Source organism: Albidovulum inexpectatum (assembly GCF_002927635.1).
GTDB classification, from domain to species: Bacteria; Pseudomonadota; Alphaproteobacteria; order Rhodobacterales; family Rhodobacteraceae; genus Albidovulum; species Albidovulum inexpectatum.
Map to the genome: position 1 here is coordinate 24495 of NZ_PRDS01000001.1, position 22254 is coordinate 46748.

General features: G+C 64.1%; 23 protein-coding genes and 2 tRNA genes. 11 read left to right on the top strand and 14 right to left on the bottom strand.

Annotated features, from left to right (window positions below; all coding sequences use genetic code 11):
- Positions 1-2 precede the first annotated feature (2 nt).
- Positions 3-941, top strand: a complete 939-nt coding sequence (locus LV82_RS00125) for a 2-hydroxyacid dehydrogenase (protein ID WP_104068702.1) — start codon at positions 3-5, stop codon at positions 939-941.
- Between the two features lie 5 nt (positions 942-946).
- On the opposite strand, the gene LV82_RS00130 is transcribed toward LV82_RS00125, so the two are convergent.
- Both LV82_RS00130 and LV82_RS00135 read right to left on the bottom strand, forming a co-directional pair.
- Positions 947-1741, bottom strand: a complete 795-nt coding sequence (locus tag LV82_RS00130; RefSeq protein WP_104068703.1) for an SseB family protein — start codon at positions 1739-1741, stop codon at positions 947-949.
- Positions 1722-2342 carry a uracil-DNA glycosylase family protein gene (locus LV82_RS00135; protein WP_104068704.1) on the bottom strand — a complete coding sequence of 207 codons (621 nt, stop codon included), beginning with the start codon at positions 2340-2342 and terminating at the stop codon, positions 1722-1724. Before LV82_RS00135 ends, LV82_RS00130 begins: the two co-directional genes overlap by 20 nt.
- Before the next feature lie 181 nt (positions 2343-2523).
- On the opposite strand from LV82_RS00135, the gene LV82_RS00140 reads away from it, so the two are divergent.
- From LV82_RS00140 to LV82_RS00160, 5 genes are all read left to right on the top strand, one after another.
- On the top strand, positions 2524-3777 hold the full coding sequence (locus tag LV82_RS00140; protein ID WP_104068705.1) for a Na+/H+ antiporter NhaA: 1254 nt from the start codon (positions 2524-2526) through the stop codon (positions 3775-3777).
- A 136-nt stretch (positions 3778-3913) separates the two neighbouring features.
- Positions 3914-4567 (top strand): ABC transporter ATP-binding protein, encoded by a 654-nt coding sequence (locus LV82_RS00145; RefSeq protein ID WP_104068706.1) that lies wholly within the window; start codon positions 3914-3916, stop codon positions 4565-4567.
- Entirely contained in the window at positions 4551-6107 is a 1557-nt protein-coding gene (locus LV82_RS00150; protein WP_104068707.1) for a KpsE/RkpR family capsule polysaccharide export protein, read from the top strand. The genes LV82_RS00145 and LV82_RS00150 overlap by 17 nt, the downstream gene beginning before the upstream one ends.
- Positions 6108-6126: 19 nt before the next feature.
- A complete protein-coding gene (gene kdsA, locus LV82_RS00155; protein ID WP_104069243.1) occupies positions 6127-6960 on the top strand; it encodes a 3-deoxy-8-phosphooctulonate synthase in 834 nt (277 codons plus the stop codon).
- A gap of 208 nt (positions 6961-7168) precedes the next feature.
- A tRNA-Gln gene (locus LV82_RS00160) sits at positions 7169-7243 on the top strand.
- A gap of 497 nt (positions 7244-7740) precedes the next feature.
- Here the strand turns inward: LV82_RS00160 and LV82_RS00165 are convergent.
- Positions 7741-7817: transfer RNA gene (locus LV82_RS00165), tRNA-Pro, on the bottom strand.
- 57 nt (positions 7818-7874) lie between these two features.
- Positions 7875-8846 (bottom strand): DMT family transporter, encoded by a 972-nt coding sequence (locus LV82_RS00170; RefSeq protein WP_104068708.1) that lies wholly within the window; start codon positions 8844-8846, stop codon positions 7875-7877.
- Between the two features lie 127 nt (positions 8847-8973).
- Here LV82_RS00170 and LV82_RS00175 point away from each other — a divergent pair, with 127 nt between their 5' ends.
- On the top strand, positions 8974-9423 hold the full coding sequence (locus LV82_RS00175) for a lytic transglycosylase domain-containing protein (protein ID WP_104068709.1): 450 nt from the start codon (positions 8974-8976) through the stop codon (positions 9421-9423).
- A 76-nt stretch (positions 9424-9499) separates the two neighbouring features.
- On the opposite strand, the gene LV82_RS00180 is transcribed toward LV82_RS00175, so the two are convergent.
- Complete coding sequence (locus LV82_RS00180; RefSeq protein ID WP_104068710.1) at positions 9500-9958, bottom strand: Lrp/AsnC family transcriptional regulator; 459 nt, start codon at positions 9956-9958, stop codon at positions 9500-9502.
- Positions 9959-10096: 138 nt separating this feature from the next.
- Between LV82_RS00180 and ald the strand changes: the two genes are divergently transcribed.
- Positions 10097-11209 (top strand): alanine dehydrogenase, encoded by a 1113-nt coding sequence (ald, locus tag LV82_RS00185; protein ID WP_104068711.1) that lies wholly within the window; start codon positions 10097-10099, stop codon positions 11207-11209.
- Positions 11210-11279: 70 nt separating this feature from the next.
- Here the strand turns inward: ald and mscL are convergent, their stop codons facing one another.
- From mscL to pyk, 6 genes are all read right to left on the bottom strand, one after another.
- The gene (gene mscL / locus LV82_RS00190) at positions 11280-11678 is read right to left on the bottom strand and encodes a large-conductance mechanosensitive channel protein MscL (RefSeq protein ID WP_104068712.1); all 399 of its coding nucleotides are present in this window, start codon (positions 11676-11678) and stop codon (positions 11280-11282) included.
- A 196-nt stretch (positions 11679-11874) separates the two neighbouring features.
- Complete coding sequence (pheT, locus tag LV82_RS00195) at positions 11875-14283, bottom strand: phenylalanine--tRNA ligase subunit beta (RefSeq protein ID WP_104068713.1); 2409 nt, start codon at positions 14281-14283, stop codon at positions 11875-11877.
- A gap of 106 nt (positions 14284-14389) precedes the next feature.
- The gene (gene pheS, locus LV82_RS00200; protein WP_104068714.1) at positions 14390-15472 is read right to left on the bottom strand and encodes a phenylalanine--tRNA ligase subunit alpha; all 1083 of its coding nucleotides are present in this window, start codon (positions 15470-15472) and stop codon (positions 14390-14392) included.
- Positions 15473-15631: 159 nt separating this feature from the next.
- Positions 15632-15994 carry a 50S ribosomal protein L20 gene (rplT, locus tag LV82_RS00205; RefSeq protein WP_104068715.1) on the bottom strand — a complete coding sequence of 121 codons (363 nt, stop codon included), beginning with the start codon at positions 15992-15994 and terminating at the stop codon, positions 15632-15634.
- An 11-nt stretch (positions 15995-16005) separates the two neighbouring features.
- Entirely contained in the window at positions 16006-16206 is a 201-nt protein-coding gene (rpmI, locus tag LV82_RS00210) for a 50S ribosomal protein L35 (protein WP_104069244.1), read from the bottom strand.
- Between the two features lie 111 nt (positions 16207-16317).
- A complete protein-coding gene (pyk, locus tag LV82_RS00215) occupies positions 16318-17763 on the bottom strand; it encodes a pyruvate kinase (protein WP_104069245.1) in 1446 nt (481 codons plus the stop codon).
- 133 nt (positions 17764-17896) lie between these two features.
- Between pyk and LV82_RS00220 the strand changes: the two genes are divergently transcribed.
- The 3 genes from LV82_RS00220 (at position 17897) to trhA (ending at position 19705) form a co-directional block, all read left to right on the top strand.
- Positions 17897-18640: an N-formylglutamate amidohydrolase gene (locus tag LV82_RS00220; RefSeq protein WP_104068716.1), complete on the top strand. Its 744-nt coding sequence runs from the start codon at positions 17897-17899 to the stop codon at positions 18638-18640.
- A 19-nt stretch (positions 18641-18659) separates the two neighbouring features.
- The gene (locus tag LV82_RS00225; protein ID WP_104068717.1) at positions 18660-18980 is read left to right on the top strand and encodes a DUF1244 domain-containing protein; all 321 of its coding nucleotides are present in this window, start codon (positions 18660-18662) and stop codon (positions 18978-18980) included.
- Between the two features lie 74 nt (positions 18981-19054).
- Positions 19055-19705, top strand: a complete 651-nt coding sequence (gene trhA / locus LV82_RS00230; RefSeq protein WP_104068718.1) for a PAQR family membrane homeostasis protein TrhA — start codon at positions 19055-19057, stop codon at positions 19703-19705.
- 9 nt (positions 19706-19714) lie between these two features.
- On the opposite strand, the gene LV82_RS00235 is transcribed toward trhA, so the two are convergent.
- The 3 genes from LV82_RS00235 to dgcA are packed head-to-tail and all read right to left on the bottom strand — an operon-like array spanning position 19715 to position 22239.
- Complete coding sequence (locus LV82_RS00235) at positions 19715-20578, bottom strand: D-amino-acid transaminase (protein WP_104068719.1); 864 nt, start codon at positions 20576-20578, stop codon at positions 19715-19717.
- A gap of 58 nt (positions 20579-20636) precedes the next feature.
- On the bottom strand, positions 20637-21269 hold the full coding sequence (locus tag LV82_RS00240; RefSeq protein ID WP_104068720.1) for a glutathione S-transferase family protein: 633 nt from the start codon (positions 21267-21269) through the stop codon (positions 20637-20639).
- A 4-nt stretch (positions 21270-21273) separates the two neighbouring features.
- A complete protein-coding gene (gene dgcA, locus LV82_RS00245; RefSeq protein WP_104068721.1) occupies positions 21274-22239 on the bottom strand; it encodes an N-acetyl-D-Glu racemase DgcA in 966 nt (321 codons plus the stop codon).
- Between the last annotated feature and the right edge of the window lie 15 nt (positions 22240-22254).

Genomic DNA, 22254 nt, shown 5'->3' on the forward strand with positions numbered 1-22254 from the left:
ACATGCGCCCAACCGTTCTCTTTGCCGGACGTCCCGATGACTGGCCCGTCTATGCCCCTGCCCTGCGCGCGGCATTGAAGGCGGCAGAATTGGATGCCGAACTGGTTCACCATGCGGACGACCCCGCGCGGGTCGACTACATCGTCTTTGATCCGAACGGGCCGATCACGGATTTCAGTCCGTTTGTCCGCTGCAAGGCGGTTCTGAACCTTTGGGCGGGGGTGGAGCGGATCGTCACGAACCCGACCCTGTCCCAACCCTTGTGCCGGATGGTCGATGACGGGTTGCGCCAGGGCATGGTGGAATATTGCGTGGCCCATTGCCTGCGCCACCATCTGGACATCGACCGCCATGTCCTGAACCAGGATGGCGTATGGCGAGGGAGCGATCTGCCACCTTTGGCCACGGAACGGACGATCGGCATTCTAGGCCTTGGTCAGCTTGGGGCCGCCGTCGGTCAGGCGCTGGCTGGCCTGGGATTCGACGTCGCGGGCTGGAGCCAGAGCCCGAAGGACATCGCGGGGATCGCCTGTGCCAGCGGGCCCGAGGGTTTGAACCAGGTGCTCGGCCGCGCCGAGATCCTGATCCTGCTGCTGCCGCTGACAGATCGGACCCGTCATATCCTGAATGCAAGAACCCTTGATCTTCTGCCCAGGGGCGCGGTTGTGATCAATCCCGGCCGGGGTGCGCTGATCGACGACACCGCCTTGCTGGAGGCGCTGGGGAACGGCCGCCTGCGTCACGCCACGCTGGACGTGTTCACCACCGAACCCTTGCCACCCGATCACCCCTTTTGGGCGCATCCGCAGGTCACGGTCACGCCGCACATTGCCGCCGTGACACGGCCAGAAAGCGCCGCCCGCGTCATTGCCGAGAACATTCGCAGGGGCGAGAGGGGCGAGCCGTTCCTGCATGTCGTGGACCGTGCCCGGGGGTATTGAGGCCCCTATTTCAGCCGTGGCGGACGCTTTGGGTCCATGCCGGGCGCGGCGGGGCCCAGGATCTGTGCCGTCTCTTCCTTGGGTTCAGGCAGATCGAAGCGCAGTGAAACGGCCTGGAATCGCGGCAGAAGGGGCGAATCCTGCGGCAGGAAGACCACGTCCAGCGTGGCCTGATCGACACCCGAAAAGATGACAGCCTCTGACACCGCCTTGGCCAGGGGCTGCTCGGCCCGCGCGGGTGCGCCCTGAAAAGCCAGCAGATGGCCCGACCGCCCGTCCTTGTAGCGCACCCATACCAGATGCGCGGCGCGCGCAAGGCCGGCGAGGCCCGCAAGCTTGGCATCCAGCGCCTGCAGCAAGCGATCGGGCAGAGCCGACGGCGGCGCGATTTCGGTCGGAATGCCGGTCCGGGCATCCGGCCGCTGATCCAGCATCTGCACCAGCCATTGCAACGCATCGGCCGGCAACAGGGCCTCGGACGGTGCGACGCCGAGATTCAGGCCCAGCCCCACGCCCTCATCGGCCAGCAGCCGCACAAGAACCCGGCCCGGCAGGGCCACATGCGCCGCCGGTGCCCGGGTGAAGTCAACAAGGCGTTCCTCGGTGTCGAAGGCCAGGGCAAAGCGCCCGTCATCAAGCGTCAGTATTCGTGGTTCGGCCCTGTCGTCGACAGCTTCCCGCTCCAGAAGGAGATACATCTCGGCATCCGCCAGGGCTTCGTAGAAGTGCAGGCGTGCCGCATCATCCTCGGGTGCGTCCCCCATCGCCGAATGCGCCCGGTCAAGCCGTGTCTGCGTCATCGTTCAACACCTCGTTCAGCCGCGCCCGCAAGACCGGTAGCAGCTCGGCCTCGAACCACGGGTTCCGTTTCAGCCATGCGGTATTGCGCCATGACGGATGAGGCAAGGGAAAGATCGATGGGGCATGATCCCGCCACGCCGCCACCGTGCGCGCAACCCCTGCCCGCGCGGCCTGCCCAAGATGCCAGCGCTGGGCATGAGCGCCGACGGCGATGATCAGCCGAAGATGCGGCAAGGAATCGATGACCTGGGCCCGCCACAACCGGGCGCAGGCTGCGGGGGGCGGAAGATCGGACCCCGCATCATCATAGCCGGGAAAGCAGAACGCCATCGGCACGATCGCGATGCGCCGCTGGTCATAGAACGTGTCGCTGTCGATCCCCAGCCATTTGCGCAGCCTGTCGCCCGACGGATCCGTGAATGGCCGGCCGCTTTGGTGAACACGCAATCCGGGCGCCTGGCCTGCGATCAGAACACGTGCCGAGGGCTGGAACCAGATCACCGGCCGCGGGGCATGGGCCGTTGCCGTGCGCGCGAACCGATCGGCGCAATGCCGGCAGGACCTGATCCGGGCATGAAGTGAATCGACCTTTTCAGACATGGATGCAGCATGACGGCACGAACCGGCAGGCGCAACGGGACGGCTGTGCACAAGCCGGTGCCCCCGAAAGGAGGCGCTGCGCTGGCGGCCATCCTGGCTGCGGCGTGCGATACCGGCCGGTTGCCCCGACGCGCCCGACGGACTAACCGTTGAAGGCGGCCGCGCAAGGGATGATCGACGGATGTATCGCGTCTGGAATTTCGCAACGAGCCACTCGCTTCTGCTGATCCTCGGCGCGGCGATCGCACTTGCATGGGCCAACATCGACCAAACCGGCTACCAGGACTTCGTCAACCTTGTGATCGCCGATCACTTCTTCATCGGCCATCCGGGCGAGGAAGGCGGTCAGGCCGAGCGGACATTGACGCTGGACTTCCTGGTCAACGATCTTCTGATGTCGTTGTTCTTTGCCGTTGCCGCCAAGGAGGTCTGGGAGGCGGTCATCCTGAAGAACGGCGCGTTGCGCGGGCGCAAGGCGCTGACGCCGCTGATCGCCACCGCGGGCGGCATGTCCGTGCCGGTCGCAATCTATCTGTGTCTGGCCGCGACCCTGGGAATCTTCGATACGGTCAGCCGCGGATGGGCAATTCCAACTGCCACGGATATTGCCTTTTCCTATTTCGTCGGGCGGCTGGTCTTTGGCGCGCGCCACCCCGCGATCCGCTTTCTGCTGTTGCTTGCAATTGCGGACGATGCCGGCGGACTTTTCATTCTGGCGATCTTCTATCCGGGCGACGATCTGACGCCTGCATGGCTGTTGCTGTCGCTGGGGGCTGCGGCGGCGACGTTCGTTCTGTTCAACTGGCTGCCCCGACATATGGACCGGGGGGACCCGCTGCGCCGGTGGCAGACCTGGGTGGCCCGGAAGCTTGACTTCTGGCCCTATCTTGTCGCCGGCTGCGTCAGCTGGTTCGGTTTTCAGCAGGCCGGCGTGCATCCGGCACTTGGACTGTTGCCCATCATCCCGGCAATCCCGCATGCCGATCGCGCTTTCGGATATTTTGCCGAGGCCGAGCGATACCTGACTGACCCGCTCAACCGTATTGCGCATCGCCTGAAGACGCCTGTTCAGATCATCCTGTTCTTCTTTGGCCTTCTGAATGCGGGCGTCCAGCTTGCTGCATTCTCTGAACCAACCTGGCTGGTCTTGTGTGCGCTGATGATCGGCAAGCCTCTGGGCATATTCCTGTTCGGCTGGTTTGCCGCCGAACTGTTGCGGTTTGGTCTGCCCAAGGGAATGCGGCTTGCCGATCTCGCTGTTCTGGGATGCGTCGCGTCAATCGGATTTACGGTCGCGCTGTTCGTGGCAACGGTCGCGTTCCCGGCGGGACCAGTGCAGGACGCCGCGAAGATGGGGGCGCTTCTTTCGCTGTCATCGGGATTGGTGGCGATCCTGGCCGGCAGGGCGTTCCATGTCGAACACGCGGGAAATTGACCGCCGGGCGCGTCAGAAGGCCGTTGCGGCGCATGACCGCTCGGCCTTATTGCGGGCATGATTGCGATGTAACTGCAAAAATTAACGATCAGCCCCTACATTGGGTGTGACAGGTTTGACGTGGCTGTAACGAGCGATGCTGGAATTCGAGAATGTCAGCAAGTCCTTCTGGACGGGCAAGACGCGCAAGGTGATACTCGACCGCGCGACCTTTCGGGTCGAGCTTGGCCGTTCCCTGGGTATTCTTGCGCCCAATGGTACGGGCAAGACCACGTTGATCAACATGATGGCCGGCATCGAAAAGCCCGACGAAGGCGTGATCCGCAAAAGCTGCCGCGTCTCTTTCCCGCTGGGTTTCATGGGGGGCGTCGTACCGAAGCATACCGCCTGCGAAAACGCGCGCTTCATCGCCCGGCTCTATGGCATGGACCCCGATTACGTCGAAGCCTTCAGCCGGTGGCTGTCCGATATCGGCGAGTATTTCGACATGCCGGTTGCGACCTACAGTTCGGGCATGCGGGCGCGGTTCACCTTTTCGCTGTTGCTGGCGATGGATTTCGACATCTATCTGATCGATGAGGGGATGCCCGCCGTCACGGATGCCGAGTTCAACCGAAAGGCCGGCTCCATTCTTGCCGACAGGCTGAAGACCAAGACGGTAGTGATCGTCTCGCACCAGCCGCGGACACTGGAAAAGTTCTGCCGCCAGGCTGCCGTCCTGCGCAATGGCAGACTGCATTTTTTCGACACTCTGGAAGAAGCGAAACGGATGTATGACTACACCACCTAGGGCAAAACGGTTCCGTCTGCGCCCGGAAGAGGGCGCGCTGAAGCGGCGCGCGCAGAACGTGCTGCCCGAGGACGAAGTCGATGACGGCTTTGGTGACCGGGTATTCCCGACCGCCGCGGGCACCGCGGAAGGTACCGACGACCCGGAACTGGCCGCCATCAGGGATGAGGGGCTGAGTGCCCGTCAGCTGCGCACGGCGCGGCGGGTGGCACAGAAGAACGGCCTCTCGTTCACCTCTGATTTCGACGCGGTGCGCCAGTTGCGCAAACGCGGCATCGACCCGTTCCAGCCCTCGGCGCTTCTGAAGATCGTCGACGGCCGCCAATCGACCGACGAGGTCCACCTGCCGCAGAAAGTGCCCGACACGCCCGTTCCCGCCCCCCTGACAGAGGCCGAGCGGGCCTCGGAGATCCTGGAGATCCAGCGCGATATCGTGCGGCGCAGACGGCGGCGGCTGATGATGCTGTTCGCGCGGCTGGCGGTCCTGGTCTTCTTGCCGACGCTGATTGCGGGGATCTATTATTTCCGTATCGCGACGCCACTTTATGCGACGCATAGCGAATTCGTCATTCAGCAATCGGAAAACCCCGCTGCCGGCATCGCGTCGATGTTCCGCGGAACGCAGTTCGCCACTGCGCAGGATTCGATCGCGGTGCAAAGCTATCTGCAATCACGTGACGCGATGATGCGGCTGGACCAGGACCACGGCTTCAGGGCGCATTTCTCGCAACCCTTGATCGATCCGCTGACCCGGCTTGAGCCCGACGCCACGAACGAGGAAGTCTATCGGCTTTACCGAAAGATGGTGAAGATCAGCTATGACCCGACCGAGGGCATCGTGAAGATGGAGGTCGTGGCCGCGGATCCCGAAACCAGCAAGCGTTTTGCCGAGGCCCTGATCGGCTATGCCGAGGAACAGGTCGATCAGCTGTCGGCGCGTCTGCGCGAAAATCAGATGAAGGATGCCCTGGCCGGCTATCAAGAGGCCGAGCGCCGCGTTCTGGAAGCCCAGGCACGAGTCCAGACCTTGCAAGAGGAAATGGGCGTTCTGGACCCGTTGACAGAAAGCAACGCCCTGATGGGGCAGATCAGCAGTTTCGAGATCGAATTGCAGAAAAAGCGGCTGGAGCTGGAACAGCTTCTTGACAACCCGCGCCCCAACCAGGCGCGCGTCGATGGTGTGCGCGGCGATATCGAACGGCTGGAGCGGCTGATCACGCAGCTGCGGTCGCAACTGACACAGGGCGGCGACAGTTCGGCCTCTCTGGCACAGGTGATGGGCCAGCTGCGCATCGCCGAGGCCGAGCTGGAGACGCGGCAGATGCTGCTGGCGCAGGCCGTGCAGCAGCTTGAAACCGCCCGGCTCGAAGCCAATCGGCAGACGCGGTACCTTGAAACATCGGTTTCACCTGTCGCGCCGGACGAACCCGCCTATCCGCGGGCGTTCGAAAACACGCTCTTGGCCTTCCTTCTGTTCAGTGGCATCTACCTGATGCTTTCGATCACTGCCTCGATCCTGCGGGAACAGGCCACCACGTAAGGGAATGGACATGACCGCGATGAAGGATGTGACCATCGGCGGGCTGACCGTCGGCAACGACAGGGCTTTGACACTTATCGCGGGCCCCTGCCAGCTGGAAAGCGCCGATCACGCGCAGATGATCGCCGGGCGTATGGCCGAGGCCTGCGCCGCCGTCGGGGCACAATACGTCTTCAAGGCCAGCTACGACAAGGCGAACCGCACCTCTCTGGACGCGCGACGGGGGCTGGGAATCGAAGCGGGATTGCGGGTTCTCGAGGGCGTCCGCAAGGCGGTCGGGGTCCCGGTTCTGACCGACATCCATGACGCTGAACAGGCCCGGATCGCCGCCGAGGTGGTCGATGTGATCCAGATCCCGGCGTTCCTGTGCCGGCAAACCGATCTTCTGCTGGCAGCCGGCCGCACCGGCTGCGTGGTGAACGTCAAGAAGGGCCAGTTCCTGGCCCCGTGGGACATGACGAAGGTCGTCGAAAAGATCGAAAGCACCGGGAACCGGAACATCCTGCTGACCGAACGTGGCGTCAGCTTTGGCTACAATACGCTGGTGGCCGACATGCGTTCGCTGCCGATCATGGCGCGCACGGGTTACCCCGTGATCATGGACGCCACCCATTCGGTCCAGCAACCCGGAGGCCTCGGGTCGGCCTCGGGCGGGCAGCGGGAGTTCGCCCCGGCAATGGCGCGCGCGGCCGTCAGTCTGGGGATTGCGGGCGTCTTCATCGAAACGCACGAAGATCCCGACCGCGCGCCATCCGACGGGCCGAACATGATCCCGCTGGACCAGATGCCGAAGTTGCTGGAAACCCTGATGGCGCTGGACGCAGTCGCCAAGGTCGATCCTCTTCGGGTCTGAAAGCCCCCCGGTCATCGGGTTCCATTGCAGCCGCCCATTCTGGGCGGCCTTCTTCATGACTTGGGAACCGACCTGCGGCGCCATGCAATCCTGCGCATCCACTTCCCCGGCAAAGGATGCACCCGGAATTATCCACAACTTTCCGTCCAAAAACCTGCCGAATGGGTCTTGCAGCCCGCCGCGCGCTTTTGTATGTCAGCCGCACCGTTGGGGCGTGGCCAAGTGGTAAGGCAGCGGTTTTTGGTACCGTGTACCGTAGGTTCGAATCCTACCGCCCCAGCCATTTTTCTTCCTGACATCTCCAAGATCCCTGAATTCCAGCCATCTGGGCCGTGACGCCGAATTCGGGAGCCCCGCGCGTCAGGTGTGACGCAGGGCACAAGCCCCGGCATTGGACGTTCCCTGCGGATGACAACTTGCCCAATAGGCTGTGCGCTGACGCCACGCGCGATACTCTTGAAGCACGGGGCAATGCTGCGCAGCGACCGCCCCGCATCCCCAGGATTTCTGATCCCTTGCAACGGGATGGCCTGGGACAGGCCTTCCGGATGTCAGCGCGCCGAACAAGCATTTGAAACGAAACAGAACCTCATTGGGCCAGATGAACATCTCGCGGGAACTGGCGCCGGGAGTCTGACGTAAACGAATGCCGCCTTATAGGCCGAAGCTGGCGGTGCCCATCCCTTCGGGAACGGCGCGGGCCCTGGCTGGAATGCGTGCCAGACAATGGACGCACCCCCATGGACCATCACGGAGTGCGGGATATTCTTGTCCGAAAAATGGTCGGAGCGAGAGGATTCGAACCTCCGACCCCCTGCTCCCGAAGCAGGTGCGCTACCAGGCTGCGCTACGCTCCGACCGTGGGGGCGAATTACCCACTTTCCTTCGGTTTTGCAAGGGGGTGATGGTCAAAATCATCGGTCGCGCGATCCCGGCATCAGAACGCGCTGCAACAGGCTGACGCGCGGGGAAATCGTCTCGGCCCGGCTGCGGGTTTGCAGGACCGGCCGGTTGGCAGAAGCGCCCGCGCGCCCCTCACGCCAGACGATGTAGATACCCGAGGCAATAATGATTCCCGCCCCAATGATGGTCGGGGTATCCAGCTTCTCGTCGAAAAGCAGATACCCATAGACCGTCGCCCAAAGGATCTGCGAATACTGCATGGGCGCAACGACAACGGCCTCGCCGGCGCGATAGGCCAGGATGATCAGGAAGGACGCCGTCAGACCGAAGACCGCAATGACGGCCAGAAGTCCAAGATGTTCGATCGGCATCGGCCGGTACACGAATGGCAGCGCCATCCCCATGGCGATGACGTTCCCCACCATCGGAAACAACAAGAGCACGACCGGGCGTTCATCCTTGCCGATTCGACGCACGATGACCGAGGCAAGCGCGCCGCAGAAAGCGGCCAGAAGCGCCGCAGCATGGCCAGGCGACAGTTCCGACTGGCCTGGCCGCATCACGACCAGAACGCCGATCAGCCCCGCGATCACGGCAAGGGTCCGGCGGATGCCGACCTGCTCGCCCAGGATCGGAATCGCCAATATCGTGATCAGCAAAGGGGCCGAAAACAGGATCACATAGACCTGCGCCAACGGCAGCGTCGAAAAGGCATAGAAGGCTGACACACCCGTTACGACGGTGCACGCGGTGCGCAGGATGACCCAACCCGGGTGCCGCGGCTTCAAACTGGACGCCCGGGCATCCGCAAGCAGTATCACCGATACGATCGGGAAGCTCAGCAATGCCGCGAAAAAGACGATCTGAATGGCCGAGTAATGTTCGCCCAGCACCTTCACCACGACGTCATGCGTCGCGAAGATCCCCATGGCGATCAGCGCGGTGACCGCTCCTCTCACGTTGTTGGTGGCGATCTCGGCCATCCTGAATGTCCTCGCTTGGCAACACGCCGCCGATTGATCGCCCCGGAAGATACGATTGGCAAGAGCGGTATTGAGCCTGCGCGCCAACACCCGCATTCTGCCACGACAAGCAAGGACAGAGCAGCGGATGATCACCCGACGCTCGATTTTGGCAGGCATGTCGGCCATGGCAATAGGCGGCTGCGGACGCCGGGAAGAGGTCACACGACGCCCGGCTTCCGGGCGCGGCGACCTGGATGCCCTGATCGCCCGGTATGCCCGGAAATACGATATTCCCGAAAGTCTGATGCATCGCGTCATAAGGCGGGAAAGCAATTACAATCCGAAGGCACGGAACGGGCCCTATTACGGATTGATGCAGATCCACCCTCAGACCGCGCGAACGATGGGCTATCGCGGCGCCCCCGAGGGTCTGCTGGACGCCGAAACGAATCTGAAATACGCGGGCAAATATCTGCGCGGGGCATGGCTCGTCTCGCGAGGCGATCCCGACAAGGCCGTGATGTGGTATTCCCGCGGCTATTATTACGAAGCCAAACGGCTGGGCCTTCTGAAGGAGACCGGCCTGCGCGGCTAGGCGTGGCCGATGGCCTGAACGGATTGTCCCGGGGGCCTGGCACCCGCACCGGGCGGGCCCCAGGTTGTATTGGGGCTCACACGGGCACGGCTGTCGTCTGCCGAACGGTTCGCAACGCGAAGGACGAATGCATCTGCGCCACGCCGGGCAGGCGGGCCAGGTATTGCCGGTGGATGCGTGCGAAATCTTCGGTATCCTGGGCCACGACTTTCAACAGGTAATCAGCCGATCCGGCCATCAAGTGACATTCCAGGATGTCGGGCACCTGCATCACGGCACGCTCGAAAGCCTCAAGCACCTCATCGGTCTGGCCTGACAGCGTGATCTCGACAAAGACGGTCGTCGGCCGCCCCAGCCTGCGCGCATTCACCAGCGCGACATAGCCCGAGATGAAGCCTTCCTCCTCCAGCCGCTGGACGCGGCGGTGACAGGCCGAGGGCGAGAGATTCACCTTCTCGGCCAGCTCGGCATTCGTGATGCGGCCGTGGCGTTGAAGCACGGACAGGATTCGGCGGTCTGTCGCGTCCAGTTCCATATCTGCGCACGATCCTTCTGCATTTCTGACGTTTATTCGAATAATTTGCCGTTTTCTTGTGAAATAGCCAGAGCATTTTCAAAGCAATTCCATCCATTCTCTGGCATTCTGCCGGACATCCATGAATGGGAGGAAGCGATGAAGATCGGTTGCCCGAAAGAGATCAAGCCCCAGGAATTCCGAGTCGGCATGACCCCTGCCACGGCGCAGGAAGCCGTGCGCGCGGGGCATGAGGTTTACATCGAGACCAATGCCGGCCTTGGCGCCGGCTTCCCCGACGAGGATTATGTCGCCGTCGGCGCGAAAATCCTGCCGACCGCGGAAGAGGTATTCGCCACCGCCGAGATGATCGTGAAGGTCAAGGAACCTCAGGCGGTCGAACGAAAGATGTTGCGCAAGGGACAGGTTCTGTTCACCTATCTGCACCTCGCGCCGGACCCCGAGCAAACCCGCGGCCTGCTTGAGTCGGGGGCGACCTGCATCGCCTATGAAACCGTGACCGACGATCGCGGTGGCCTGCCTCTGCTGGCGCCCATGTCCGAGGTCGCGGGCAAGCTGGCGCCTCAGGTGGGTGCGTGGACGCTGCAAAAGGCCAATGGCGGCCGCGGCGTTCTGATGGGCGGCGTGCCCGGCGTAGGCCCGGCACGTGTTCTGGTGATCGGTGGCGGCGTGGTCGGCACCCATGCCGCGCGTGTCGCCGCTGGCATGGGCGCCGATGTGACGGTCATGGACCGCTCGATCCCGCGCCTGCGTTACCTGGACGACGTCTTTGGCGGCCTGTTCAAGACCTCCTATGCCTCGGGTGTAAACCTGATCGACTTGGCGCGCGAGGCCGACATGATCATCGGCGCGGTCCTGATCCCCGGCGCGGCAGCGCCCAAGCTGTTGTCACGCGACCAGCTGAAACTGCTGAAGCCCGGCGCGGTTCTCGTGGACGTGGCCATCGACCAGGGCGGCTGCTTCGAAACCTCGCGCCCCACCACGCATCAGGACCCGATCTACGAGGTGGATGGCATCATGCATTACTGCGTGGCCAACATGCCGGGCGCGGTCGCGCGCACCTCAACCATCGCGCTGACCAATGCGACGATGCCCTTCATGCTGGCCTTGGCCAACAAGGGCTGGCGTCAGGCCTGCGCCGACGATCCCAACCTGCTGAACGGCCTGAACGTGCATGAAGGCAAGCTGACCTACAAGGCTGTGGGCGAGGCCCTGGGCATTCCCACCGTCGATCCGCGCTCGGTCCTGTAATCGCCGAGCCCATCATGAAACGACAAAGCCGGGCCCGATGGCCCGGCTTTTCCTTTCCAGCACGCCGCCCTTACTTGCGGTTCACAAGCGCGTCACGGATCTCGATCAGCAGATCCTTTTCGGACGGGCCCGTATCGACCGAGGGCGCGACATCATCGGGCTTTTCGGCCGCTGCCTTGATGCGATTGACCGCCTTGACCAGCAGGAACACCACCCAGGCGATGATCAGGAAGTTGATCACGGCCATGATGAAGTTGCCATAGTTGAAGCTGGCCGCGTCGGGCCCGTCACCCAGCGGGATCTTCAGGTTGGAAAAGTCGATCCCGCCCGTAAACAGGGAAATGATCGGGTTGATCAGATCCTCGACCAGCGATGAAACGATCGCGGTGAACGCCGCGCCGATGATGATACCCACCGCCATGTCCATGACATTGCCCTTGGCGATGAAGTCCTTGAATTCCTGAAGCATGAAGTGCCTTTCAATTGTCCCTACATCCAATCCGCGCATTCCTGGGGCGCTGGATCAGGCGCGATGATAACATGCTTCAATTCGCTCTTGGTGGGGAAAAGCGCAGCGATTTGCCCACTTGACAGCCGGGCCCAAGCGGACGCCCGAGGCCGCGCCCGCCCTGCTGGACAGGCACGGCCGCCATTCCGGGACATCTTCAGGCGCGCAGGATGCCGCCCGTGGCCTTGGCGACCTTCTCGACGATCCTGGCGCTGACGGCCTCGATATCCTTGTCGGTCAGGGTGCGCTCCCTGGGCTGCAGACGCACCGTGATCGCGACCGATTTCTTGCCCGGTCCCATCTGGGCTTCGGCCTTCTCGCCCGTGAACTGGTCAAAGACCCGGACGCTTTCGATCAGCGCCTTGTCTGCGCCCTGGGCGGCGTTGACGATTGTCAAGGCTTCGACGTCCTGGTCCACCACGAAGGCAAAGTCGCGCTCGACCGCCGGCAGGTCCGACCAATTGGCCGCGGGCCGGGTGGTGCTGCCGGATTTCGGGAACGGCACCTTTTCAATATGGATCGTGAAGGCAACTGCCGGCCCCTTGATGTCCATATCCTTCAGCACACGCGGGTGCAGCTCGCCAAAGGTGCACAAGGCATTCGGCCCCAGCGCGATCACCCCCGCACGGCCCGGATGCCACCAGGGCGCCACCTTGCGGTTGATCTGCGCCCTTGCCGGAGCGCCGATGGCCGACAGGACGGCCTCGGCATCGGCCTTGGCATCGTACAGATCGACGGGACGGCGCGAGCCAAAGGGATCGCGCGGCGCACTTGCCCCGACCAGCAGCCCGGCCGCCATCAGGGCCTGGTCTCCCGGCTCGCCGCCAGTGAAGACGGGGCCGACCTCGAACAGGGCAAGATCCATGAAGCCGCGCGCCTGATTGCGCGCCGCCGCCTGCAGAAGCCCCGGCAGCAGGTCCGGCCGCATATGCGTCATCTGCGAGGAAATCGGGTTTTCGATCCGCGTCTCGTCGCCGCCACCACCGAACATCTCCGCCGACCGGCTGTCGATGAAGCTGTAAGTGACGCACTCATTGTAGCCCAGCGCCGCCAGCGTCCGCCGCGCCACGCGCTCGCGGCGCTGCATCGGCGTCAGGATCGGGCGCGGCACACCGGGATTGGGCCGGTACAATGGCTTGCCTTCAAGCCGCGTCAGCGAGGCGATGCGTGCGACCTCCTCGACCAGATCCGCCTCGCCCTGGATGTCGGGCCGCCAGCTTGGAGGAGCCGCCATGTCGCCATGGAAGGTGAAGCCCAGCTTTTCCAGCGTCTCGCGCTGGGTTCCCTCGGGAATGTCCATTCCCACCAGGCTGACGATCCGGCGCGGGTCGAATCGATAGGCGCGATCATCCCGCGGCACGGCGCCGTCCATGACGATCTCGGACGCCTCGCCGCCGCAGATATCAAGGATCATGCGCGTCGCGGCCTCCAGCCCCGGCAGGGTGAATTCCGGGTCCACGCCGCGTTCGAAGCGATAGCGCGCATCGGAATTGATGCGCAGCGCGCGGCCCGTCGCGGCAATGGTGATCGGATCCCAATAGGCGCTTTCAAGGAATACATTGACCGTATCCTCGGTACAGCCGGTCGCTTCCCCGCCCATGATGCCGGCCAGGCTTTCCACGCCATTGTCGTCGGAAATCGCCATCATGCCGGGTTGCAGGACATAGGTCTTTTCGTCCAGCGCGGCGAATTCCTCGCCGCCCTGCGCGGGGTGAATGCGCAAATGGCCGCGCACCTTGTCTGCATCGAAGACATGCAGCGGACGGTTCTGGTCGAAGGTGAAGAAGTTCGTGATATCGACCAGCGCCGAAATCGGGCGCAGACCGATGGCCTTCAGCCGTTCCTGCAGCCATGCCGGCGATTGCACGTTGCGCACACCGCGGATCAGGCGTCCGGCAAACAGCGGGCATCCCTTTTCACGCAGCGCCGGATCGATCGTGACGCCGATCGGGCTGGGGAAGCTGCCCGCGACGGGCTCGATCGTCTGGGGTTTCAGCGTACCAAGGCCGCGCGCGGCCAGATCGCGGGCAATGCCGCGCACGCCCAGCGCGTCGGGCCGGTTCGGGGTGATCTTGATGTGGATCATCGGATCGACGACGCCCGGACGGTTGCGCGCCAGCCAGTCGATGAATTTCTCGCCCACCTCGCCCGAGGGCAGCTCGATGATGCCGTCATGTTCGTCCGACAGCTCCATCTCACGCTCGGAACACATCATGCCGTGCGATTCCACGCCACGGATCTTGCCCACGCCCAGCGTCAGATCGATGCCGGGGACATAGTCGCCAGGCTTTGCCAGAACGACCGTGATGCCCGCGCGCGCATTCGGCGCCCCACAGACGATCTGTTTTTCGCCCTCGTCCGTCAGCACCCGGCAGACCCGCAGCCTGTCGGCATCGGGATGCTGTTCGGCATGCAGGACACGGGCCAGCGTAAAGGGCGCGAGCTTCTTCGCGCGATCGACGACCTCTTCGACCTCCAGCCCCAGATCGGTCAGCGCCGCAACGATCTCGTCCAGCGTGGCCTCTGTGTCCAGATGGTCCTTCAGCCAGGAGAGGGTGAATTTCATCTTTGTCTCCCACCCGTCATGGAAGCCAGGGACTTGCCTGGCATGTTCGATTTCAGTTGCAGAGGCATCCGCACCACGCCGCGCGTGGCGCGCCCGGTCGTGCCTCTCACCCACTCACTCCCGCATGCAGCGTCGGCACGTTCAGGGCAGAAAACCCGTAATGGCGCAGCCAGCGCAGGTCGGATTCAAAGAAAGCGCGCAGGTCCGGAATGCCGTATTTCAGCATCGCAAGACGGTCGATTCCCAGACCGAAGGCAAAGCCCTGCCATTCGTCGGGATCGATGCCCCCGGCACGCAGCACCTTGGGATGGACCATGCCCGAGCCAAGGATCTCCATCCAGTCGTCGCCTTCGCCGATCTTCAGTTGCCCGCCCTGCCACGAGCAGCGGATATCGACCTCGGCCGAAGGTTCGGTAAACGGGAAGTGGCTGGCACGGAAACGCAGCTCGACCCGGTCGACCTCGAAGAAGGCGCGGCAGAACTCCTCGAGCACCCATTTCAGGTTGGCCATGCTGATGTCGCGGTCGATGGCCAGCCCCTCGACCTGGTGGAACATCGGCGTGTGGGTCTGGTCCATGTCCATGCGATAGACCCGGCCGGGCGCGATCACCCGGATCGGGGCGCCGTGGGTCTGCATCGCGCGGATCTGGACGGGCGAGGTATGCGTGCGCAGGACATGCGGCGGGCGGTCATCGTCCGCCGCGCGGTGCATGAAGAACGTATCATGCTCTTGCCGCGCAGGATGTTCCGGCGGGATGTTCAGCGCATCGAAATTGTACCAGTCGGATTCGATCTGCGGCCCCTCGGCGACCGAAAATCCCATATCGGCAAAGATCGCGGTGATCTCCTCGGTCACCTGACTGATCGGGTGGATCGTCCCCTGACGGCGCGGACGTCCCGGCAGGGTGACATCCAGCCATTCGGATTTCAGACGCTCTTCCAGCGCCGCGTCTTCCATCGCTGCGCGGCGCGCCTTCAGCGCGGCGTCGATCTCGTCCTTCAGGCGATTCAGCGCCGCGCCGGTCCTCTGCCGCTCCTCGGGCGCCATGCGGCCCAGTTCCCGCATCTTCAGGCTGATCTCGCCCTTCTTGCCCAGCGCAGCGACACGGATTTCCTCCAGCGCGGCCGGGTCGGGCGCCTGCGCGATCCGTTCCAGGTAGTTCTGCCTCAGCGCGTCAAGACCGTCCATCTGCCTCTCCGTCAGTTGCGGCATTCCCCTAGCACGGAGCGGCGAAAAAAGGGAAGCCGCCGCGCGGGTCGCGATGCCGTTTTTCATGTTGCCGGACGCGAAAACCCCGCGGCTTGCGGGCCGCGGGGTCATTCGCTGTCCCTTCGATCCGCTGACGGATCAGGCCATGGCGGCCTTGGCCTTGCCGACGATCGCCTCGAAGGCGGCCGGTTCGTGCACGGCCAGATCGGCCAGGACCTTGCGGTCCACCTCGATCCCGGCCTTGGCCAGCGCGTTGATGAAGCGCGAATAGGTCAGATCGGCATCGATCGCGCGAACGGCCGCATTGATCCGCTGGATCCACAGCGAGCGGAAATTGCGCTTGCGCTGCTTGCGGTCGCGCGTGGCGTACTGGTTGGCCTTGTCAACGGCCTGGGTCGCCGTGCGGAAGTTGCGCGAACGGGCGGAGTAGTAGCCCTTGGCCTTCTTGATGACCTTGCGATGACGGGCGTGCGTGACAACGCCGGATTTGACGCGAGCCATGTCTTATCTCCTCAGCGGTCGTAGGGCATGTATTTCTTGACGATCTTGGCGTCGCAATCGGCCAGCACCATGGTGCCGGTCGCCTTGCGGACGAAGTCCGTCGAGCGCTTGATCATGCCGTGCCGCTTGCCGGCGACGCCAGCCTTGACCTTGCCGGAGGCCGTCATCTTGAACCGCTTCTTCGCAGCGGACTTGGTCTTCATCTTGGGCATTTCCATCTCCTGTTCAGAGTTGTCGCGCGACTCGGCAATGCCACGGGCCGGCCTCGCGGGATATATGAGACGCGGCGTATAGCGCCGCCCGCCCGGCTTGGCAAGGGGGCATCATTCCGGATCGGTGCGGAAGATCAGCCTTTCGTCACAGGGCGCAACACGCAGGATGTTCGTCGTGCCCGTCACGTTGAACGGCACGCCGGCGGTGACGACGATCTGGTCCTTTTCGGTCGCGAATTCGTACTCGCGTGCCGCGCGGGCGGCCTGGACGACCGCCATCTTGAACCGCTCGACTTCGGGCGAGCGCACGCAATGCACGCCCCAGGTCAGACACAGCCGACGCAGGGTAGCGACCACCGGGGTCAGCGCAATGATCGGCACGGCGGGCCGCTCGCGCGCGACCAGGCTGGCCGTGGTTCCCGACTGGGTGAAGCAGCAGATCGCGTGAATGTCGGTCGCCTCGGCGATCTCGCGTGCGGCGGCGACGATCCCGTCGGCCACCGTCTCGCGCCGGATGTGGCGCGAAGCCTCGATTTCCTCGCGATAGATCGGATCCGCCTCGACCGAACGGGCAACGCTGTCCATGGTGGTCACGGCTTCGATCGGGTATTTGCCGGCCGCACTTTCCGCCGACAGCATGACCGCATCGGCGCCTTCGTAGATCGCGGTCGCGACGTCCGACACTTCGGCCCGGGTCGGCATCGGGCTGTCGATCATCGATTCCAGCATCTGTGTGGCCACGATCACCGGCTTGGCGGCAGACCGCGCCTTGCGCACCAGCTGCTTCTGGATCGGCGGGACCGAATGCACCGGCAGTTCGACCCCCAGATCGCCGCGCGCGACCATGATCCCGTCCGAGACGGCCAGGATCTGATCGAACGCCTTCACGGCGGCGGGCTTCTCGATCTTCGACAGGATGGCGGCGCGACCGCGCGCAAGTTCGCGCGCCTCGGCCACGTCCTCGGGACGCTGCACGAAGGACAGGGCCAGCCAGTCGACGCCCAGTTCGCAGGCAAATTCCAGATCCGCGCGATCCTTGTCGGACAGGGCGGCAAGGGGCAGAACGACATCGGGCACGTTCACGCCCTTGCGGTTTGAGATCACCCCGCCGGTCGTGACAACGCAATCGGCAAAGTCGGGCCCGCAGGCTTCGACCTTCAGCCGGATCTTGCCGTCATTGACCAGCAGCGTCGCGCCGGGTTTCAGCGCGGCAAAGATTTCCGGGTGTGGCAGGCAGACGCGGGTCGCATCGCCCTCGGCCGGGTCAAGGTCAAAGCGGAACTTCTGACCCTCGGTCAGCTCTTCCTCGCCATTGCGGAAGGTGCCCACGCGCAGCTTCGGGCCTTGCAGGTCCGCCAGAATCGCGATCGGACGCCCGACATCCTGTTCGACCTTGCGAATGATCGCGTGGCGCGCCGCCTGCTCTTCATGCGTGCCATGGCTCATGTTCAGGCGGAACACATCGGCCCCGGCCTCGAACAGCGCGCGGATCGTATCGTAGTCGCTGGAGGACGGGCCGAGCGTTGCCACGATTTTCACATTGCGAAGCCGTCTGATCCCGGCCATGTCTCCGCTCCCGTTATCGCTATCAGGTTGTCTTGCCCTTCTATGGCGCAAATCCCGCGGTTGGGCAACTGGCGCAATCAGCGTGTCTCGGCTATGTAACGCCCGAAATGCAGGATGAATGACAATGACGACGCTCCCCTATCGGATTGTCGGCGAAAATCGCCCTTCGCGCTGGCTGGTCACATGCGATCACGCAACCAACCGCGTACCGGATTGCATCAACGGCGGAGACCTGGGGATCGCTCCGGCGGATATGGAGCGCCACATCGCCTATGACATAGGGGCTGCGGGCGTCACGCGGCGATTGGCGGAAAGACTGAACGCGCCGGCAGTCCTGTCGGATTTCTCGCGTCTGGTCATCGACCCGAACCGCGGCGAGGACGACCCGACGCTGGTCATGAAACTGTATGACGGCACGATCATCCCGGCCAATCGCCATGTCGACGCGGCCGAGACCGAACGTCGTCTGAACGCCTTTCACCGCCCCTATCACGACGCCCTGGAGCGGCTCGCCGCGCGGCGGGACAATACGGTGATCTGCGCGATACACAGCTTCACCCCGCGCCTGAACGGTCGCGCGCACCGGCCCTGGCATGTCGGCATCCTGTATTCGCACCGCGATCCCCGGCTGGCCCTGGCCGTGCTTGCGCGCCTTCGGGCCGAGCCGGACCTGTGCGTGGGCGAGAACGAGCCCTATGGCGGCCATCTGGACGGGGATTCCATCGACCGCCACGCCCTGACGCCGGGCCGGCCGAATGTCCTGATAGAGATTCGCCACGACCTGATCCGGGACGAGGACGGCCAGATCGCCTGGGCCGACCGTCTTGCCCCGATCCTTGAGGCCGCCCTGGCCGATACCCGACTTTGACCCCTGGGGAGGACACGAAATGGACGAACGCACACGTATCGAGATCGAGGCCGCCGCCTTTCGCGCATTGCGCCATCATCTGATGGAAAAGCGCCCGGACGTGCAGAATATCGACCTGATGAACCTTGCCGGATTCTGCCGCAACTGCCTGTCGCGCTGGTACCAGGAAGCCGCGGCCGAACGCGGCATTGCATTGACCAAGGAGGAAGCGCGCGAAATCTTCTATGGCATGCCCTACGAGGAATGGAAGGCGCGCAACCAGACCGAGGCCGATGCCGCAAAACAGGCCGCCTTCGAGAAGGCATTTGCCGAAAACGTCGGAAAGCCCGATCAATCCTGAACGACCGGGCAGGTGACGCTACGGCATGCCCGCAACCCCGCGCGCGGCGCTGCGGCATGTGATAGAATGAAGCGATGAACATCCTGAGCCGACGCATCGAATACAGCCGGGCCGAATTGCTGGCCGACAAGATCGTCCACATTTCGGGCGTGACACTGGCGGCTATCGCGGTGCCTGCGCTGATTGCGACGGCCATCGTCCTGCGCGGCGATTTCGGGGCGGTTCTGGGCGTGACGGTATATGCCCTCTGCCTGCTGGCCATGCTGGGCTTCTCGGCGCTCTATAACACCTGTTTGCACCCGGGCTGGACCTGGCTTCTCAAGCGCCTGGATCACAGCGCGATCTATCTGAAGATCGCGGGAACCTATACGCCTTTCCTGGTACTCTCGGGTCAGGGCATGGGACTGCTCGCCGCGCTGTGGTGCGCCGCGATGGCTGGCGTGGCGTTGAAGATCCTGTCGCCCGACCGCTTCCGCGTGCTTGCGATACTGCTGTACCTGGCAATGGGCTGGGCCGGACTCGCCGCGGGCGGCACGTTCATGGATGCCCTGACGCCGCCCGTACTGACGCTGGTCGTCGTGGGCGGATGCATCTACACCTTTGGCGTCCTGTTCTACCTGGCCGAGGGCCTTCCGTTCCACTATGCCATCTGGCACGTTCTGGTTCTGGCGGCGAGCCTTGTCTTCTACGCCGCCGTGACCGTGCATCTGGTGCAGACGGCGTAGGAACCTGCCTCAGATCGCCGTTTTCAGGCTTTCGTCCAGATAGATATCGCGCAGGCGCCGCGCGACCGGACCGGGCGTTCCGTCGCCAAGACGCACACCGTCGATCTCGACCACCGGCATGACGAAGGCCGAGGCCGAAGTCACGAAGGCCTCATCGGCCGCCTGCGCCTCTTCGATGGTAAAGGGCCGCTCCTCGACCTCCATCTGCGCCTCGCGGGCAAGGCGCAGGACGGCGGCGCGGGTAATTCCGTGCAGGATCTCCTGCGACAAATGGCGCGTGATGATCCGGCCATCCCTGACGATATAGGCGTTGTTCGACGTGCCCTCGGTCACGAAACCGTCCTCGACCATCCAGGCATCGTCGGCCCCGGCCTTTTTCGCCATCATCTTGCCCATCGACGGATACAGCAGCTGCACCGTCTTGATATCGCGGCGGCCCCAGCGGAGGTCGGGGATCGAGATCACCTTCCATCCCGCCCGCGCGGCCGGATTGTCAGCCAGCCCCGGCTTGGACTGGGTGAAAACAACCAGCGTCGGCCGCGCCGTGCCCGGCGCGGGATAGGCAAAGTCGCGGTCGCCCGGATTGCCGCGTGTGACCTGCAGATAGATCAGCCCGTCGTCGACTTCGTTCCGCGTCACCAGATCACGATGGATCTGCAGAAGCTCGTCTTCGCCCGCCGGCGCCTCCATGTCGAGCGCGTCGAGCGACCGCTTGAGCCGCGCCATGTGCCCGGCGAAATCGATCAGCCGACCGCCAAGGACCGTGGTCACCTCGTACACGCCATCGGCCATCAGGAAGCCGCGATCGAAGATCGAAATCTTCGCCTCTTCCTCGGGCACGTAGTCTCCGTTGACATAAACGATGCGGCTCATCGCAGGCTCCCATTCTTCTCGTTCTCTTCCGGCCAGGCAAATGCCCGCGCCCCCTGTCTCACACCTCGTCGGCCGGCACAATCCAGGGCTCGGCCCGCGCCGCCGCTTCCCATTCCTGCCAGGCCGGCAGGCCCTTCATCGCCGCCGTGAGCGCGCGCACCGCCGGATGATCGCTGAGCTCGTAGATCTCGAGCCGGTTGACCACCGGTGCGAACATCGCATCGGCATTGCTGAACGCGCCAAACAGGAACGGCCCGCCCGAAGCCTCAAGGCTCTCGTCCCACAGCTGCTCGATCCGTGCAACATCGTCGCGCACCTCGTCAGACACCGCCAGAGGCGCCGGCGCGCGGCCAAAATTCATCGGGCATTCTCTCCTGAGCGCGCCAAAGCCGGCATGCATCTCGGCCGCCGCGGCCCGCGCCCGGGCGCGCGCATCCGCCGCCTCGGGCCACAGCCCCGGCGCAAGCTCTGCCGCCCATTCCATGATCGCCAGCGATTCGGCAATGACCAGATCGCCCTCGACCAGCACCGGCACCCGCCCCGTGGGCGAAACCGCCTTGATCGCCGGATTGCCGGCCTCGTCGTCGAAGGGGATCAGCTCCTCCTCGAACGCGAGCCCCGCCACCCGCATCGCCAGCCACGGCCGCATCGACCAGGACGAATACTTCTTGTTGCCGATGATCAACCGCATCCCGTTACCCCCAGAGCGCCGCATCCGGAGGATACGCGCGCGCACCGTCATAGCGCAAGGCATGCTCACGGTCGCGCGCGAGCCACAGGGGCCCGTCCAGATCCACCAGATCGGCCCCCTGCGCCACCAGCACCGCGGGCGCCATGGCCAGTGAAGATCCGACCATGCAGCCCACCATGACGCCGAAGCCCATCTTGCGTGCGGCCGTGCGCAGCGCCAGCGCCTCGGTCAGACCGCCGGTCTTGTCCAGCTTGATATTGACCATGTCATACTTGCCGACCAGCCCGGTCAGGCTGGATCGGTCATGGCAACTTTCGTCGGCGCAGACGGGCAAGGGCCGGTCGATCTCGGCCAGGATGTCATCCTGGCCGGCCGGCAGGGGTTGCTCGACCATGCGCACACCAAGCCGCAGCAGATGCGGCGCCAGCTCGGTATAGATTTCGGGCGTCCAGCCCTCGTTGGCATCGACGATGATCTTCGATCGGGGGGCGCCCGCGCGCACGGCCTCAAGACGTGCCATGTCCCCCTCGGAGCCAAGCTTGATCTTCAGGATCGGCCGGTGCGCCTGACGCGCAGCGGCCTGCCGCATGCGCTCGGGCGTGTCCAGCGACAGGGTGAAGGCCGTCGTCACGGGGCCGGGTGCAGGCAGACCGGCGATCTGCCAGACCCGCCGCCCTTCGATCCTGGCCTGCAGATCCCACAATGCGCAATCGACCGCGTTGCGCGCAGCCCCCGGTGGCAAGAGCGTCTGCAACGAATCGCGATCAAGCTCCTCGGGCAGACCGGCGATTGCCTCGGCGACGCTGTCCATGCTTTCACCATAACGCGCATAGGGCACGCATTCGCCCCGACCGCGGGCGTCGCCATCGCGGATCGTCACGGTCAGCACATGCGCGACGTCACGAGAGCCGCGGCTGATCGTGAAGGTCTCGGCCAAAGGAAAACTGTCGCGTGCAATGTCGATCTGCATGTCGGCCCTGTACAA

Coding starts and splice junctions, on each gene's coding strand:
- LV82_RS00175 (WP_104068709.1), top strand. CDS start 8,974: ATGATCACCCGACGCTCGATTTTGGCAGGCATGTCGGCCATGGCAATA.
- LV82_RS00145 (WP_104068706.1), top strand. CDS start 3,914: ATGCTGGAATTCGAGAATGTCAGCAAGTCCTTCTGGACGGGCAAGACG.
- LV82_RS00135 (WP_104068704.1), bottom strand. CDS start 2,342: ATGTCTGAAAAGGTCGATTCACTTCATGCCCGGATCAGGTCCTGCCGG.
- LV82_RS00140 (WP_104068705.1), top strand. CDS start 2,524: ATGTATCGCGTCTGGAATTTCGCAACGAGCCACTCGCTTCTGCTGATC.
- LV82_RS00150 (WP_104068707.1), top strand. CDS start 4,551: ATGACTACACCACCTAGGGCAAAACGGTTCCGTCTGCGCCCGGAAGAG.
- trhA (WP_104068718.1), top strand. CDS start 19,055: ATGAACATCCTGAGCCGACGCATCGAATACAGCCGGGCCGAATTGCTG.
- mscL (WP_104068712.1), bottom strand. CDS start 11,678: ATGCTTCAGGAATTCAAGGACTTCATCGCCAAGGGCAATGTCATGGAC.
- LV82_RS00240 (WP_104068720.1), bottom strand. CDS start 21,269: ATGCGGTTGATCATCGGCAACAAGAAGTATTCGTCCTGGTCGATGCGG.
- LV82_RS00125 (WP_104068702.1), top strand. CDS start 3: ATGCGCCCAACCGTTCTCTTTGCCGGACGTCCCGATGACTGGCCCGTC.
- LV82_RS00170 (WP_104068708.1), bottom strand. CDS start 8,846: ATGGCCGAGATCGCCACCAACAACGTGAGAGGAGCGGTCACCGCGCTG.
- LV82_RS00130 (WP_104068703.1), bottom strand. CDS start 1,741: ATGACGCAGACACGGCTTGACCGGGCGCATTCGGCGATGGGGGACGCA.
- pheS (WP_104068714.1), bottom strand. CDS start 15,472: ATGGACGGTCTTGACGCGCTGAGGCAGAACTACCTGGAACGGATCGCG.
- kdsA (WP_104069243.1), top strand. CDS start 6,127: ATGAAGGATGTGACCATCGGCGGGCTGACCGTCGGCAACGACAGGGCT.
- rplT (WP_104068715.1), bottom strand. CDS start 15,994: ATGGCTCGCGTCAAATCCGGCGTTGTCACGCACGCCCGTCATCGCAAG.
- ald (WP_104068711.1), top strand. CDS start 10,097: ATGAAGATCGGTTGCCCGAAAGAGATCAAGCCCCAGGAATTCCGAGTC.
- LV82_RS00225 (WP_104068717.1), top strand. CDS start 18,660: ATGGACGAACGCACACGTATCGAGATCGAGGCCGCCGCCTTTCGCGCA.
- rpmI (WP_104069244.1), bottom strand. CDS start 16,206: ATGCCCAAGATGAAGACCAAGTCCGCTGCGAAGAAGCGGTTCAAGATG.
- LV82_RS00235 (WP_104068719.1), bottom strand. CDS start 20,578: ATGAGCCGCATCGTTTATGTCAACGGAGACTACGTGCCCGAGGAAGAG.
- pheT (WP_104068713.1), bottom strand. CDS start 14,283: ATGAAATTCACCCTCTCCTGGCTGAAGGACCATCTGGACACAGAGGCC.
- LV82_RS00180 (WP_104068710.1), bottom strand. CDS start 9,958: ATGGAACTGGACGCGACAGACCGCCGAATCCTGTCCGTGCTTCAACGC.
- dgcA (WP_104068721.1), bottom strand. CDS start 22,239: ATGCAGATCGACATTGCACGCGACAGTTTTCCTTTGGCCGAGACCTTC.
- LV82_RS00220 (WP_104068716.1), top strand. CDS start 17,897: ATGACGACGCTCCCCTATCGGATTGTCGGCGAAAATCGCCCTTCGCGC.